The sequence below is a fragment of the Sphingomonas sp. F9_3S_D5_B_2 genome (genome assembly GCF_054263715.1).
On the sequence record NZ_JBSZFB010000003.1, the window covers coordinates 155,659 to 171,183 of the forward strand.

Genomic DNA, 15,525 nt, shown 5'->3' on the forward strand with positions numbered 1-15,525 from the left:
GGCTTTCCTATAGTCCGGCGGCATGACCGCCACGCCAGCTGGCATGACCTATGCCGACTATCTGAAGCTCGACGAGCTGCTGACCGCCCAGCAGCCGCTGTCGAACCTTCACGACGAGATGCTGTTCATCGTCATCCACCAGACCAAAGAGCTGTGGATGAAGCAGATGCTCCACGAGCTGGAGCTCGCCATCCCGCTTGTCGGCACCGACTCCTTCGCTGCAGCCTACAAGGCACTGGCGCGGGTCAGCCGGATCCAGTCGGTAATGACGCTCTCGTGGGACGTGCTCTCGACCCTCACCCCAGTCGACTATCTCGCCTTCCGGCACGTGCTTGGCACATCGTCGGGTTTTCAGTCCGCGCAGTTCCGCGAACTCGAATTCCGCCTCGGGCTCAAGGATCCGGTCTATTTGCGGCACTATGCGGAGGGCACGGACGAGCGCCGCCGTCTCGACCAGGCGCTTGCGGCGCCGAGCCTGCGCGATGAATCCCATGCTGCGCTGGAGCGATCGGGTTTCGATCTCGGCGATCGGTCGCAAGCCGCACTCGCTGCCGCGTGGCTGGAGGTCTACCGCGACTCCGAGCGCTGGTTCGACCTCTACCAACTCGCTGAAAAACTGGTCGATCTGGACGACGGGTTGGCGTCCTGGCGTCACAAGCACGTGCTGACCGTAGAGCGGATCATCGGCAGCAAGGCGGGGACCGGCGGCTCCGAAGGTGCGTCCTACCTGCGCTCAACGCTCGACAAGCGCATCTTCCCCGAGCTGTGGGCGCTGAGGACCGATCTTTGAGCTTCAAGCCGCTGTTCGCACGAAGCCTCGCGGCGGACCCCGACCGGCTGCACTTCGCAGCGCACAGCCATCACCTCTGGCCCGACGCCAGCTTCGAAGGCCAGGTGGAAGCGTGGAACGACGCGGCGAGGCTCGCCGACCGCAAGTGGGACAAGGTGATCGGCGAGGTCTGGCCCGAAGCCCAGGCCAATGTCGCGCAGGAACTCGGCACGGGCATGGCCGACGCCATCGTCTTTGCCGCGAACACCCACGACTTCCTGATCCGGCTGTGGGCTGCGGCGCCGCGCCGTGGGGGACAGCCCTTGCGCGTGCTTGCGAGCGGCGGCGAGTTCCACAGTGCGCGCCGCCAATTCGCCCGCTGGGTCGAGAGCGGGGACATCCTCCTGGAGGAGATCGCCACCCACCCGTTCGACACCTTCGCGTCGCGCTTCCTCGCGGCCGCGGCAAGCGGCGAGCACGACCTCGTCCTCGTCAGCCAGGTGCTGTTCGGCAGCGGCCGCATCTTCACTGCGGTCGACGAGCTTGCAGGACTCAGTCGCCCGGAAGGCCCGTGGGTCGTGATCGACGGCTACCACGCGTTCATGGCGCTCGACCGGCCGTTCGCAGGAAGAGCAGCCGACACCGCCTTCTACCTCGGTGGCGGATATAAATACGCAATGGCGGGCGAGGGCTGCGCGTTCATGCATGCGCCCGCAGGCTTCGGCCCGCGCCCGCCGGTCACCGGCTGGTTCGCCGAGTTCGAGGACCTGAGCCTGCCGCCTGGGAGCGTCGGTTACGCCAGGGACGCGAGCCGGTTCATGGGCGCGACCTTCGACCCGTCAGCGCTCTACCGGTTCAACGCAGTCCAGCGGACGCTTCGCGAGAACGACCTCACCACCGACCGTATCTCTGCTCATGCCGGACGATTGCAGGGCTTGCTGCTCGGGCAGCTTGCCGGGTCTCCGTTGGCTGAGGCCGAACTGCTGAATACGCCGGGCGAAGGTCCGCAAGCGCGCTTCCTGGCCTTCCGCCATCCGGACGCGGAACTCTGGCACGCCGCCCTCAAGGCCCGCAACTGCATCACCGACGTCCGCGGCGGCGTGTTGCGTATCGGCTTCGCCATCTATCAGGACGCAGAGGACGTCGAGCGGCTCACGCAGCTCCTGCACGACCTCTAACTACCTGAACAACAAAGAAATATGAGGTTCACCCTAGTGGGGTAGACGGGTCGGTCGAACAGGTCGGTTGCGGAACGACGCTCATGCCGAGCCGTTGGCAGCGACGAAGGAGATCCACCATGACGAAGGTCATGTTGATTGCGGGCGTTGCGGCGCTGGCAATCGCGACGCCCGCTCCGGCGGGACCGCACGGCGGACATGGAGGCGGCCATGGCGGGCACGCGTCCGCCCCGCATCAGAATCACGGCGGCGGCGGTCAACGGCGCGCCGAGCGGCCGGCCCAGCGTCAGCAACACGCCCAGCGTCAGGCCCGCGCGTTCCAGCAGCGCGAGCGGGGCAACCAGCAGCGCCAGGCACGCCCGTTTCAGCAGCGTGAGCGCGGCAATCAGCAGCGTCAGGCACGCGCCTTCCAGCAGCGAGAGCGGGCCAGTCAGCAGCGACAGGCTCGTGCCTTCCAGCAGCGCGAGCGCAGTCACCAGCAGCGTCAGGCGCGCGCGTTCCAGCAACGGGAGCGCAGCCAGCATCAGCGGCAGGCCCGAGCGTTCCAGCAGCGCGAGCAGCGCCAGGCGCACGTCTTCCAGCAGCGGCGGCGCATCGAGCAGCAGCAGGCGCGTGCGTTCCAGCAGGAGCGACGCAACGAGCAGCGGCAGGCGCGTGCCTTCCAGCAGCGGCGGCACAATGACCAGCGCCAGGCGCGCTTTTTCCAGCAGCAGCAGCAGCAGCAGCGCCGCATGGAAGCGCAGAACCGGATTTTCGAGCGGCGCCAGTACGTCGCCGACCGGATGGAGCAACGTCAGTGGCGTGACCGTCGTTCGCAGCGATATGCGGATTACGGCCGCTTCGAGAACCGCCGCTACGCCAGCAACGACTTCCGGGTCCGCTACGCGGATGACCGTCCGCTGCGGCTGCTCGGATCGCCGCTTGCCAGCGCCGCTTCGTACGGCTCGCTCTACGAACTGCCGCGGCAGGTCAGCTATCTGTATCCGGAAACGCCGAACTATTATTACCGCTACGGGGACGGCTACCTCTATCAGGTCGACCGCAACACCAATGTGATCGACGAGCTGCTGCCGCTGATCGGCGGCGGCTACCTGCCGGGCATGACGTTCCCCAGTTCGTACATGAACAGCTATGTGCCGGCCGGCTACGGGTTCGACACCTTCTACCCGGACACGTCCTATGCGGACTACCGCTACATGGACGGCAACGTCTACTCGCTCGACCCCTATTCGGGGACGATCCAGGATGTCGTGCCGACCTATGCCTACGGCTATGGCGTGGGGCAGATGCTTCCGGCGGGCTATGGCTATTACAACGTGCCGACCCAGTACCGCAGCATGTACTACAACACGCCGGACTCGAATTACTGGTACGCTCCGGGAGCGATCTACCAGGTCGACCCGAACTCGCAGCTCATTACCTCGGTGGCCTCGCTGCTTGCTCCGGGCATGAGCGTCGGCCAGCCGCTGCCGATGGGCTACGACACCTACAACGTGCCGCTCGCCTATCGTTCGACCTATTACGACACGCCGAACGCCTGGTATAGGTACAACAACGGCTACATCTACCAAGTCGACCCGACGACCCAGATCGTCCAGGCCATCGTCGCCTCGCTTCTGACCTGAGGTAATTGCAACATTGCGAGCGGCCCGGCATGTCGTTGCCGGGCCGTTTCGTTTCGGCTGCATGTGGAAGGAGTCCCATGAACAAGACGGCACTCATGCTCGCAACTGGGATCGCCCTCATCCTTGGTGGGTGCGGAAGCGGCGGCGACGGCAGCAAGTCGGGGCAGACGCCCGCCGCAGCGAAGGCGGCGGGAGGCCAGACGATTGCTGCCGGACTTCCAGCCAACAGCCGGTTCATGGCGGCGGCCCGTGCTGCCGGGATCGACAAGACGCTCGCCGGTCCTGGCCCTTACACGGTCCTCGTTCCCGACGATGCGGCCTTCGCCAAGCTTCCTGACGGAGCGCTCGGCAACCCCGGCGACCCGCAGCAGCGCTCCAAGCTGACGCCGATCGTGACTTACCTGATCCTGCCCGGCACGGTGCTTGCCGCCGACATCGGCAAGACGATCGACAATTCGAAGGGCAAGGCCCTGATCATGTCGGTCAGCGGCCAGACGTTCACGGCAACCCGCGACGGCGGCGCGATCGTGCTGACGGATGCGCAGGGCAACCAGGCCCACCTGGTCAAGGCCGATCAGCAGTTCTCGAACGGCGTAGTGCACCAGATCGACGCCGTCCTGCTGCCCCCGGCACCCGGCGGAGACGCCAAGCCGGCCAAGTAGTAGGCCGGCCGCGCGCTCCCGCGCATTCAAGCACTTCACCGCGCGTGATCGCTCGCTATAACGATGCGACGGCGTGGCTGATGGGGCGAATGGGCGATGAAGGCGACGATTGAACGGGCGACACTCTTGAAGAGCCTCGGCCACGTCCAGTCGGTCGTCGAACGCCGAAACACCATTCCCATCCTGTCCAACGTCCTGCTCGAGGCGCGCGAGGACGGCTCGCTCCGGCTGATGGCTACCGACCTCGATCTGCAGGTCGACGAAAGCGTGCCCGCCAACGTCACCCAGCCGGGCGCGACCACCGTTTCCGCGCACACGCTGTTCGACATCGTTCGCAAGCTTCCTGAGGGCAGCCAGGTCGAAATCACCGCCGCCGAAGGCAAGATGCAGGTCGTTGCCGGCCGCGCTCGCTTCAATCTCTCCACGCTTCCGCGCGACGACTTCCCGGTCATTGCCGAAGGCGAGCTTCCGACCCGCTTCGAGCTGCCGGCCGCGACCCTTCGCGAGGTCATCGAGAAGACCCGTTTCGCCATCTCCAGCGAGGAGACGCGCTATTATCTGATGGGCATCTTCCTGCACGTCGTCGACGACCAGCTGCGCGCCGCGGCCACGGACGGCCACCGGCTGGCCCGGGTGACGCTGGCGCGCCCTGACGGCGCCGATGAGATGCCGGACATCATCGTCCCTCGTAAGTGCGTGCAGGAGCTGTACCGGCTCCTCGAGGAAGTCGAAGGCACGGTCGAGATTTCGCTTTCTCCCACCAAGGTCCGCTTCGGCCTTGGCACCGCGGTCCTGACCAGCAAGCTGATCGATGGCACCTTCCCGGACTACAACCGCGTCATCCCGACAGCGAATGACAAGCTGCTCAAGCTCGATCCCAAGAGCTTCTCGGCCGGCGTCGACCGTGTTTCGACCATCGCCAGCGAGAAGACGCGGGCGGTCAAGATCAGCGTCGACCGCGACAAGGTGACCCTGTCCGTGACTTCGCCGGAGAACGGCGTCGCAACGGAAGAACTGGCGGCGGACTACGGTTCGGACGGCATCGAGATCGGCTTCAACGCCCGCTACCTGCTCGACATCCTGTCCGAGATCGACGGCGACACGGTTGAAGTGCATCTGGCGGACGCAGCGGCGCCAACCCTGCTGCGTGAGAACGACAAGTCGAACGCCCTGTACGTGCTGATGCCGATGCGGGTTTGACGTCCGAATGATCTGCCGAGTTTGGCGGGGATGGACGACGCTCGAAAATGCTGCCGCTTATGAGCGCGTCGTTCGCGGCGAAGTGATCCCCGTGATCGAGGCAAGCAACATTCCGGGTTTCCGCCACATCGACCTGATGAAGCGCACGTCCGCGGACGAGGTCGAATTCCAGACGATCATGTGGTTCGACACGATCGACGCAATCCGCAGCTTCGTCGGCGAGGACTATAGCGTTAGCCATGTGCCCGCCGCGGCCAGAGCCGTTCTCAAGCGATTCGACGAGCGCGCGGACCACTACGAAGTCATCGACCGCCGTCCGCAATAGCGTATAGACGGCCACGGTGCCCGTCACCCGCCTCACGCTCACCGATTTCCGGTCCTACGTGGCGACCTCCGTCGAGCCGGGCCCAAGTTTCGTTCTGCTGTTCGGGGAAAACGGCGCGGGCAAGACCAACATGCTCGAAGCGGTGTCGCTACTCGCCCCCGGCCGCGGCCTGCGCGGTGCTCCGCTCGGCGACATGGCGCGGCAGGGGGGCGCAGGCGGGTTCGGCGTCGCTGCCCAGCTGGACGATACCACGCTCGGCACCGGCACCTTGCCCTCAGCGCCGGAACGCCGTCAGGTCCGCATCAACAGCGCTCCCGCGTCCGTGAACTCGCTAAGCGAGTGGCTGTCGATCCTGTGGCTGACCCCGGCCATGGACCGCCTGTTCGTCGGCACCGCCGGCGACCGCCGTCGTTTCCTCGATCGTCTCGTCCTCGCGCTCGAGCCCGCGCACGCGCACCATGCATCACGCTACGAAGCCGCCATGCGCGCCCGCAACAAGCTGCTGGCCGACGAGACTGCCCCGGACCCGGGTTGGCTGAACGCGCTCGAGGAATCCATGGCCGAGCACGGCACCGCAATCGCTGGCGCCCGTTCCCGCACTATCGCAGCACTCGACGAGCGCCTCGGCCTCGCGCCCGGGGATGCCTTCGCCCCGGCTCGCATTTCGCTCGAAGGTTGGTCAGGAGGCGACTTGTCGACCGTCCTGCGCGCCAACCGCTCCCGCGACGCCGCAGCCGGGCGCGCCACCGAAGGCCCGCATCGTCAGGACCTGCTCGTGTTCCACCGCGCCAAGGCCATGCCTGCCGCACAGTCTTCCACGGGTGAGCAGAAGGCGCTGCTTCTGGGCCTCGTTCTCGCTCACGCCGACCTCGTCGCGGACCGGCGCGGCGCCGCGCCCATCCTCCTCCTCGATGAGGTGGCCGCCCACCTCGATCCGCTCCGCCGCGAAGCCCTGTTCGGGCGCCTCGAAGGTCGCGGGCAGGTGTGGATGACCGCGACCGAAGCGGCGCTGTTCGACGGCATCGGCACGGCCTCCCGCTTCCACGTCGAACCGGGCCGGATCGCATCCGCTTGAGCAGTGGGTGGACTTTTCAGCATTTCCCTCTATATCGCACTGCAGCACGAGGCGCTTTCCAAGCGGCGTGATCGGTCCAGACGCAAAGCGCAGTGACCGGCCCGCGCCTCGATTTAGAAGTTCTCCACATCACGCGGGGTTCTTGGGTTTCCCGCTCGCCGGGCGCTCAAAGCGCGTCCGTGCGGCACTCGTTTGTGGAAGTTTCTACCAATGTCATTTCAAAATCTCGGGCTCTCGAAGCCCCTCCTCGACGCGCTCGCGGCCCGTAATTACACGCAGGCGACGCCGATTCAGATGCAGGCGATCCCGACGGTCCTGACCGGCCGCGATCTCCTCGGCATCGCCCAGACCGGCACCGGCAAGACTGCGGCATTCATGCTGCCGTCGCTCGACCGCCTGGCTGCCAACCGCCAGATGCCCAAGCCGGGCCAGATCCGCATGCTGGTGCTTGCGCCGACCCGTGAGCTCGCCTCGCAGATCGCCGCCAGCGCCGAAGCCTATGGCAAGTTCATGCACCTTTCGGTCGGCGTGATCTTTGGCGGCACGCCCAACAGCAAGAGCCTGCGCACGGTCTCGCGCGGCCTCGACGTTCTCGTCGCCACGCCGGGCCGCCTGCTCGACCTCATCGACCAGCGCGCCCTCTCCCTTCGTGAGCTCGAGATCCTCGTCCTCGACGAGGCCGACCAGATGCTCGACCTCGGCTTCATCCACGCACTGAAGCGGATCGTCGCTTTGGTCCCGCCGAAGCGCCAGACCCTGTTCTTCTCGGCCACCATGCCGAAGGCGATCAAGGAACTTGCAGACCGTTACCTGACCAAGCCGGCCGAAGTGTCCGTGACTCCAGCGGCGACGACCGTGCAGCGGATCGACCAGAGCGTGACGATGGTGAACCAGTCCGAAAAGACGGCGCTGCTGACCATCTTCCTGCAGTCGAACGAGGTCGAACGGGCGCTGGTGTTCAGCCGCACCAAGCACGGCGCCGACAAGATCGTCCGTCAGCTCGAAGCCGCCGGCCTCGCCGCCAGCGCGATCCACGGCAACAAGTCGCAGCCGCAGCGCGAGCGCGCCATCGCCGCCTTTAAGACCGGTGAAGTGCCGGTCCTGGTCGCGACCGACATCGCCGCGCGCGGGATCGATATCCCGGGCGTCAGCCACGTCATCAACTTCGACCTGCCGGACGTGCCGGAGCAATATGTTCACCGCATCGGCCGCACCGCGCGCGCCGGCGCAGCGGGCATCGCCATTGCCTTCTGCAGCCCGGATGAGCGCGGCAACCTGCGCGATATCGAGCGCACGACCCGCCAGAAGATCGCCGCCGCACCGCTTCCGGAGAACTTCATGGCGGCAGCGGAGACGCTGAAGCGCTTGAAGCCGGCTGCGGTCGTTCGTCCGCCGCAGCCCTCGACCAAGGGTCAGCGCCGGGCGACTGGCCAGCGCCACGATCAGCGCAACGATCGTCCGCAGCAGCGCCACGGCCAGCGTGCGGACGGCCACGCCGGTCATCGCCCCGAAGGCGGCAGCGGCAACCGGCGCTCTCGCGGCCGAGGTCGTGGCGGTCGTCCGGGCGGAGCCCGCGCCCAGGGCTAAACGGTCAGCGCCGCCTCGTTGGACGATCGCTTCCCCTCGGCGGCGGCCTTCAACCCATTGCCGGTATCCGGCAGATGAATAAGGTGGCGTGATGATTTCGCGATATCGGCTGTTCCTTGCCGCAGCGTTCGGCCTCTTGCCAATTGGCGGTTCGACAGCGGCGAGGACAGCATGGCCGAGCCGCTCCCCACAAGTTGCGCTCACACGTGCGGGCCACGTCCCGAAGGGCCTGAAGCGACTGACCATCCGGTCGGTCGGCAGGGTGGAGCCCGCCACGGACGGGAACCTGCTGAGGCAATGGCCCGGAACCTACTTCGAGACGCGCTTCCGCGGGCCCGGTGCCTTCTTCAAGGTCGGGCCGGGTGAGGTCAGCCTCCGAGTCATCGTCGATCATGGACCGCCTGAGAAGCTCGTGAAGCCACAGCCCGGCTGGTATGCCGTCACCGGTCTGCAGCCTGGCATTCACGAACTGCGGGTTGCAGTGGCCAGCGAGAGCCAGTCCGCTCCGACGGAGTTCGGAGGCTTCTACGCTCCGCCAGCGGTCGCGCCGCTCACGCCTCTTCAACCGTCGCGCCAGATGGAGTTCATCGGCGACTCCCACACTGTCGGCTACGGCAACGTTTCGCCGACGCGCCAGTGCAGCGACGCGGACGTCTGGACGACCACCGACACGACGCAAGGCATCGCCGCGCTGACGGCGGCGAAATTCGGTGCCGACTATGAGGTGAACGCAATCTCGGGCCGCGGCGTGGTTCGCAATTACAACGGCTTTGCCGCCGACACGCTGCCGCAAGCCTATCCCTTCGGGCTGTTCGACAAGAGCGAGCCGGCGAACGATCCCGACTGGCACCCGCAAGTGGTCGTGATCGCTCTTGGGACGAACGACTTCTCCACACCGCTAAATGCCGGCGAGAAGTGGCAGTCGCGTCAGCAGCTGCATGCCGATTACGAAGCCACTTATGTACGCTTCGTCCAGTCGCTTCGCGTGCGCTACCCGGCTGCCCGGCTGGTGCTTTGGGCAACGGATCTCAGCGAGGGCGAGATTCTGTCGGAAGTCCGGAAGGTCGCGGCCAGGCTCAAGGCCGCTGGAGAGACCCGCATCGACGTGGTGCCCGTTTCAGGGCTGGCGCTCACCGCGTGCAATTATCACCCGAGCGTAACGGACGATGCCGTGATTGCGTCGGCGCTGACGAAAACGATCAACCTGCATCCCGAAGTCTGGCGCTCGAGAGCGAACCCGCTCCGCGGAACCTCAGGGCACCGGCACGCGCGCACGCGCTGAGGAGGCTGTCCTTCAGGTGCTCAGCTAATTCCCTCGTCGGATGCAGCGTCGGACCGCAAGACTTGCAGTCTGCTCTCGCAATTAGAACAAGCTGTCCTACACGCCGAATGACGTGCCAGGGGGACGCTTGAGCTTACGCGTGAATTGGACCGCAGTCCTTCTACCGTCCTTGGCGCGCGACCTCGTCGTCACTGCGAACATTGGGAACATTCGCGTCCCGACTCACGCGTGCGCACACACGCGCGCACGCGTGACTTCCCGGCGGAAATCCCTATATCCGGACTATGGCAACCGACCCCAATCAGAATGAATATGGCGCGGACTCGATCAAGGTCCTGAAGGGCCTCGACGCCGTCCGCAAACGCCCCGGCATGTACATCGGCGATACGGACGATGGGTCCGGCCTCCACCACATGGTGTTCGAGGTCTCCGACAACGCGATCGACGAAGCGCTGGCCGGCCACTGCGACCGCATCCTTATCCAGTTGAACCCGGACGGCTCGGTGACGGTCGAGGACAATGGCCGCGGGATCCCCACTGGCATTCACGCTGAGGAAGGCGTGTCGGCAGCCGAGGTCATCATGACCCAGCTCCACGCCGGCGGTAAGTTCGAGAACACCAGCGACGACAACGCCTACAAGGTCTCGGGCGGACTCCACGGCGTCGGCGTCAGCGTCGTCAATGCGCTGAGCGAGTGGCTCGATCTGACAATCTGGCGTGACGGCGAGGAGCATTACATGCGCTTCCGCCACGGCGATGCCGAAGCGCCGCTGAAGGTCGTCGGACCGGCTCCCGAAGGCAAGAAGGGCACGCGGGTCACCTTCCTGCCCAGCCCCGACACCTTCAAGATCACCGAATATGATTTCGAACGGCTCGAGCACCGCTACCGCGAGCTGGCGTTCCTGAACTCGGGCGTCCGCATGATCCTCGCCGACGCGCGGCACGAGGAGCGCGTCGAGCACGAGCTCTATTACGAGGGCGGAATAGCGGCCTTTGTGAAGTATCTCGATCGCGCAAAGACACCGCTCTTCCCGGAGCCGATCGCTATCTCCGCGGTTCGCGACGGCATCGGGATCGACGTCGCTCTCGAGTGGAACGACAGCTATTACGAGAACGTCCTGCCGTTCACGAACAACATTCCCCAGCGCGACGGCGGCACCCACATGGCCGCGTTCCGCGCCGCTCTGACCCGCACTATCAACAGCTATGCCGAGAAGTCGGGCATGCTGAAGAAGGAGAAGGTGACGCTGACCGGCGACGACATGCGCGAGGGCCTGACCGCGATTGTTTCCGTCAAGCTGCCGGACCCCAAGTTCAGCTCGCAGACCAAGGACAAGCTGGTCAGTTCCGAAGTCCGCCAGCCGCTCGAAAGCCTGATGAGCGACAAGATGACGGAGTGGCTGGAGGAGCATCCCGCCGACGCCCGCTCAATCATCCAGAAGGTGATCGACGCCGCGGCAGCACGCGAAGCCGCCCGCAAAGCGCGCGATGCAAGCCGCAAGTCGGTCATGGGCATCGCCTCCCTGCCCGGCAAGCTCGCCGACTGTCAGGAACGCGACCCGAGCCTCAGCGAACTGTTCCTGGTCGAGGGTGACAGCGCCGGCGGCTCCGCCAAGCAGGGTCGCAATCGTCAGAACCAGGCAATTCTGCCCCTCAAGGGCAAAATCCTGAACGTCGAGCGGGCGCGCTTCGACCGCATGCTCGGCTCGAAGGAAATCGGCACCCTGATCCAGGCGATCGGCACGTCGATCGGCGCCGAAGAGTTCAACATCGACAAGCTGCGCTACCACAAGATCGTCATCATGACGGACGCCGACGTGGACGGCGCCCACATCCGTACTTTGCTGCTGACCTTCTTCTACCGGCAGATGCCGGAGCTCATTCAGAAGGGGCACCTCTTCATCGCCCAGCCGCCGCTCTACAAGGTCGCGCGCGGCCGGTCGGAGGTGTACCTGAAGGATGACGCCGCGCTCGACGACTATCTGGAGGAGGCGGGCCTCGAAGGGCTCGTGCTCGAGACCAGGGATGGGCCGCGCTCGGGCAAGGACCTGAAGCAGCTGGTCGACCACGCCCGCCGCATGCGCACGCTGATGCGCTATGCTCCGCGCAAGTATGATCCGGCGCTGGTCGAGGCGTTGGCGATCAACGGCGCACTGACACCGGACCTCAACGCGTCCGGCCGGGCCGAAGCTATCGCCCGCGTTGCACAGTGGCTGGGCGCCGGCGATCTCGAGGCAAACTGGTCCGGTGAAGTTGCGGCCGAGGGCGGCTACCTGCTCCGCCGCTTCTGGCGCGGAGTGACCGACGTCGCGATCATCGAACCCACATTCCTGGTTTCGGCAGAGGCCCGCAAGCTCGACAGCCTCTCCAAGGAACAGGCCGCGGCCTACGCGTCGCCGTCCACCTTGCGCACGCTCAAGAAGGGCGCCGCGGAGGTCGAGCCCACTGTCGGCAGTGGCGAGGGGGAGGAAGCGGCGGAACAGGCTGCGGCCGACACCAAGGGCAAGCCCGTCCCGATCACCCGTCCGTCCGAGCTCCTCGACGCGGTCCTCGCCGCTGGTCGCAAGGGCCTCAGCATCCAGCGGTACAAGGGTCTCGGCGAGATGAACGCCGAGCAGCTCTGGGAGACCACTCTCGACCCCGCCAACCGTTCGCTGCTGCGGGTGGAAATCAGTCAGGCCGATGTCGCCGACGAGATCTTCACGCGGTTGATGGGCGACGTCGTCGAGCCTCGGCGCGAGTTCATCCAGGATAACGCCCTCAGCGTCGCCAACCTGGACGTTTAGGAACTTCGACCAATGGCTGTTGTTGGCGCCTGGTGAGCAGCGGGCCCACCCTTACCCTCGCGTCGTACAACATGCGCAAGGCGGTTGGGCTGGACCGCCGCCGCGATCCCAAGCGCGTGCTCGAGGTGCTGCGGGAGATCGACGCCGACATCGTCGCTCTGCAAGAGGCTGACAAACGCGTCGGCGGCCGGGGCTCCGCAGTCCCCCACGAGCTGATCGACAGTCATGGCCTCTACAAGCCCGTGCACCTCGGCGTCCGCCACAAGCGCATGTTCGACAAGGCGCGCCAGCACACGGACCGGATCCTCAAGGTCAACACGCGCAATATCGGCTGGCACGGCAACGCCATTCTCGTCAAACAGCATATTGGCGTGCTCGACTGTGCGGCCCTGGAGCTGCCGACCCTCGAGCCGCGGGGAGCCGTGATCGCCGAGCTGCTGGTGAATGAGCAGCCGCTGCGAATCGTCGGCATGCACCTGGATCTCTCCGGGCTGTGGCGGAAGCGGCAGATGCGGGCGATTCTGGCCGCCATCGCTGCTCGCCCCCAGAAGATGCCGACCGTGCTGATGGGCGACACCAATGAGTGGCGGACCGAAGCCGGCTGCCTGCGCGAGATCGAACCGGAGTTCCATGTCGCGCCGACGGGCCCGAGCTTCCACGCGCGCCATCCGGTCGCCGCGCTCGACCGCATCATCGTCCACAAAGACCTGAGCATCGAGGCCGCCGGCGTTCACATGAGCGCCGCCGCGCGGAAGGCCTCCGACCACCTGCCGATCTGGGCGCGGGTTAGCGCCTAGCCGCCAATCTTCCGCATCCTGCGGCGCTGGATTGAAGAGCCGATCCCCATCGCCTCCCGATACTTGACGACTGTCCGCCGAGCGCAGTCGAATCCCTTCTCCTTCAGCAGTCCCGCAATCGCGTCGTCGCTGAGGATCTCGTCTTCCGCATCGATCAGCGACTTGATCGCGGCCTTCACCGCCTCCGCCGCCGCGCCGTCTCCTTCGGCGGACGCGACGCCCGAGCCGAAGAAGTACTTCAACTCGTACATGCCGCGGTCGCAGAGAAGATATTTGTTGGAGGTCACCCGGCTGACCGTCGACTCGTGCATCTCGATGGCCTCGGCGACCTCGCGCAGCGTCAGCGGCTTCATCGCCGTGACTCCACGCTCGAAGAAGCCGTTCTGCCGCTTCACGATCTCGGACACGACCTTGACGATCGTCCGCGCGCGCTGGTCGAGCGCCTTCACCAGCCAGTTCGCGGTCACCAGGCACTCGCTCAGCCACGCCTTCGACGCCTTGTCCTGCGGACCCGACTTAAGCTCCTGGTAGTAACGCCGGTTGACCAGCAGCCGCGGCAACGTCGCCTGGTTGAGTTCTACCGCGTAACCGCTCCGCGTGCGGCGGACGAACACGTCGGGCGTGACCTCCTCGGCGGCCGAGCGGGAGAACTGGCAGCCGGGCTTGGGATCGTAGGCGCGAAGCTCGCGGATCATGTCGGCGAGGTCCTCGTCGTCCACCGCGCAGATGCGCTTGAGGTCGTTGGTTCGGCCCTTCGACAGCAGGTCGAGGTTATCGATCAGCCGCGCCATCGCCGGATCATACCGGTCGGCCGCCCTGGCCTGCAGCGCCAGGCATTCCGCCAGGCTCCGCGCACCGATTCCCGCCGGCTCGAGATCCTGAACGAGGGCCAGAGCCCGCTCGACCGCTGCGACCGGCTCGCCCGTAAGAGCAGCGATGTCGGCGAGCGGCACATTGAGATAGCCAGTCTCGTCGAGCGTCTCCGCGATCAGTCGCGCAAGCGCGCCTTCTGAGCCCGACACGCCATGAAGCTGCCCCAGCAAGTGTTCCGCAAGCGACGCCGCCGCATACTCCAGGCGGTCGAAGTCGAACGCCTCCTCCCCACCGCCGGAGGTCACGACGTCGGCGAAGCTGTCCGTCTCCAGCGCGTCTGCGTTCCAGTCGTGGTCGAGTGGTCGGTCGTCCTCGGCGCGGGCGGAGATCAGGTCGTCGGCGCCAGGGTCGTCTGGTGCCTCGTCGCTGCCGGCGTCATCGGAGGCGAAGTCCGCCGCAGCCGGCTCGCCATCCTCGTCAGGCGGCGTTTCGAGCAGTGGGTTCTTGGACAGTTCTTCCGCGATGAACGCGTCGAGCTCGAGGTTGCTGAGCTGCAGCAGCTTGATCGCCTGTGTCAGCTGCGGCGTGAGGACCAGCGACTGGCTTTGGCGGATGCTTAGTGAGGGCCCCAAGCCCATGGTGCGTGGCCGCTACAGCGCGAAGCTCTCGCCGAGGTAGAGGCGCCGGACCTCCTGGTCGGCGACCAACGCTTCGGGAGTACCCTGGAACAGCACCTGACCGTCGTAGATGATGCAAGCCCGGTCAACGATGTCGAGCGTCTCGCGAACGTTATGGTCGGTGATCAGCACGCCGATGTCGCGCTTCTTCAGCTCACGCACCAGCTCGCGGATGTCGGAGATGGAGATAGGATCGATGCCCGCGAACGGCTCATCCAGCAGCATGATGCTCGGGTCCGCCGCAAGCGCTCGCGCGATTTCGCAGCGCCGCCGTTCGCCCCCGGACAATGCCATTGCCGACGACTGCCGCAGGCCGGTCAGGCCGAACTCGCTGAGCAACTGCTCCAGACGGTCGCGGCGCGCCTGGCGGTCGCTGACCGAAACTTCCAACACTGCCATGATGTTCGCTTCGACCGACAGGCCGCGGAAGATGGAGGTTTCCTGCGGCAGGTAGCCGAGCCCGAGGACAGCGCGCCGGTACATCGGCAGCTCGGTAATGTCCTGCTCGTCGAGGAAGATGCGGCCGCTGTCGGGTTTCACCAGCCCCATGACCGAGTAGAAGCACGTCGTCTTGCCTGCGCCGTTGGGTCCAAGCAGGCCGACGACCTCGCCACGGTGAACATCAAGCGAGACGTCGTGGAGCACTGCCCGCCGATCGTACGCCTTGGCGATCGAGCGCACTTTCAGGCCGCCGCTCACCTGCTCCTGCTCTTGCGCAGGGCGGCGGATCGTGGCGGCTTCGTTCATCC

At 65.9% G+C, this 15,525-nt stretch carries 14 protein-coding genes; 11 read left to right on the plus strand and 3 right to left on the minus strand.

The features are described 5' to 3' along the window. Positions 1–22: 22 nt before the first annotated feature. The gene (locus tag ACUXST_RS09345; RefSeq protein ID WP_458389707.1) at positions 23–790 is read left to right on the plus strand and encodes a tryptophan 2,3-dioxygenase; all 768 of its coding nucleotides are present in this window, start codon (positions 23–25) and stop codon (positions 788–790) included. Then, positions 787–1,947, plus strand: a complete 1,161-nt coding sequence (locus ACUXST_RS09350) for a class V aminotransferase (RefSeq protein ID WP_458389708.1) — start codon at positions 787–789, stop codon at positions 1,945–1,947. Before ACUXST_RS09345 ends, ACUXST_RS09350 begins: the two co-directional genes overlap by 4 nt. Here ACUXST_RS09350 and ACUXST_RS09355 read toward each other — a convergent pair. Then, positions 1,944–2,738 (minus strand): hypothetical protein, encoded by a 795-nt coding sequence (locus tag ACUXST_RS09355; RefSeq protein WP_458389709.1) that lies wholly within the window; start codon positions 2,736–2,738, stop codon positions 1,944–1,946. The two genes, ACUXST_RS09350 and ACUXST_RS09355, sit on opposite strands and share 4 nt — an antisense overlap. Here ACUXST_RS09355 and ACUXST_RS09360 point away from each other — a divergent pair. The 9 genes from ACUXST_RS09360 to ACUXST_RS09400 all read left to right on the plus strand — a co-directional run bounded on the left by ACUXST_RS09360 (position 2,679) and on the right by ACUXST_RS09400 (position 13,286). After that, complete coding sequence (locus ACUXST_RS09360) at positions 2,679–3,572, plus strand: hypothetical protein (protein ID WP_458389710.1); 894 nt, start codon at positions 2,679–2,681, stop codon at positions 3,570–3,572. The genes ACUXST_RS09355 and ACUXST_RS09360 overlap by 60 nt on opposite strands. A 77-nt stretch (positions 3,573–3,649) precedes the next feature. Beyond that, a complete protein-coding gene (locus ACUXST_RS09365; RefSeq protein ID WP_458389711.1) occupies positions 3,650–4,234 on the plus strand; it encodes a fasciclin domain-containing protein in 585 nt (194 codons plus the stop codon). Positions 4,235–4,330: 96 nt separating this feature from the next. Next, on the plus strand, positions 4,331–5,434 hold the full coding sequence (gene dnaN / locus ACUXST_RS09370; RefSeq protein WP_458389712.1) for a DNA polymerase III subunit beta: 1,104 nt from the start codon (positions 4,331–4,333) through the stop codon (positions 5,432–5,434). Positions 5,435–5,441: 7 nt separating this feature from the next. Beyond that, positions 5,442–5,759, plus strand: coding sequence for a hypothetical protein (locus tag ACUXST_RS09375; protein ID WP_458389713.1), 318 nt, complete (start codon positions 5,442–5,444; stop codon positions 5,757–5,759). A gap of 16 nt (positions 5,760–5,775) precedes the next feature. Next, on the plus strand, positions 5,776–6,834 hold the full coding sequence (gene recF / locus ACUXST_RS09380; protein ID WP_458389714.1) for a DNA replication/repair protein RecF: 1,059 nt from the start codon (positions 5,776–5,778) through the stop codon (positions 6,832–6,834). 210 nt (positions 6,835–7,044) lie between these two features. Continuing rightward, positions 7,045–8,421 carry a DEAD/DEAH box helicase gene (locus ACUXST_RS09385; protein ID WP_458389715.1) on the plus strand — a complete coding sequence of 459 codons (1,377 nt, stop codon included), beginning with the start codon at positions 7,045–7,047 and terminating at the stop codon, positions 8,419–8,421. A gap of 91 nt (positions 8,422–8,512) precedes the next feature. Continuing rightward, positions 8,513–9,703, plus strand: a complete 1,191-nt coding sequence (locus ACUXST_RS09390; RefSeq protein WP_458389716.1) for a GDSL-type esterase/lipase family protein — start codon at positions 8,513–8,515, stop codon at positions 9,701–9,703. A 284-nt stretch (positions 9,704–9,987) separates the two neighbouring features. After that, complete coding sequence (gyrB, locus tag ACUXST_RS09395) at positions 9,988–12,489, plus strand: DNA topoisomerase (ATP-hydrolyzing) subunit B (RefSeq protein WP_458389717.1); 2,502 nt, start codon at positions 9,988–9,990, stop codon at positions 12,487–12,489. Positions 12,490–12,521: 32 nt separating this feature from the next. Continuing rightward, positions 12,522–13,286, plus strand: a complete 765-nt coding sequence (locus ACUXST_RS09400; protein ID WP_458389718.1) for an endonuclease/exonuclease/phosphatase family protein — start codon at positions 12,522–12,524, stop codon at positions 13,284–13,286. Here ACUXST_RS09400 and rpoN read toward each other — a convergent pair. After that, entirely contained in the window at positions 13,283–14,737 is a 1,455-nt protein-coding gene (gene rpoN, locus ACUXST_RS09405; protein ID WP_458389719.1) for an RNA polymerase factor sigma-54, read from the minus strand. The genes ACUXST_RS09400 and rpoN overlap by 4 nt on opposite strands. 12 nt (positions 14,738–14,749) lie before the next feature. Continuing rightward, positions 14,750–15,523: an LPS export ABC transporter ATP-binding protein gene (lptB, locus tag ACUXST_RS09410; protein ID WP_458389720.1), complete on the minus strand. Its 774-nt coding sequence runs from the start codon at positions 15,521–15,523 to the stop codon at positions 14,750–14,752. Between the last annotated feature and the right edge of the window lie 2 nt (positions 15,524–15,525).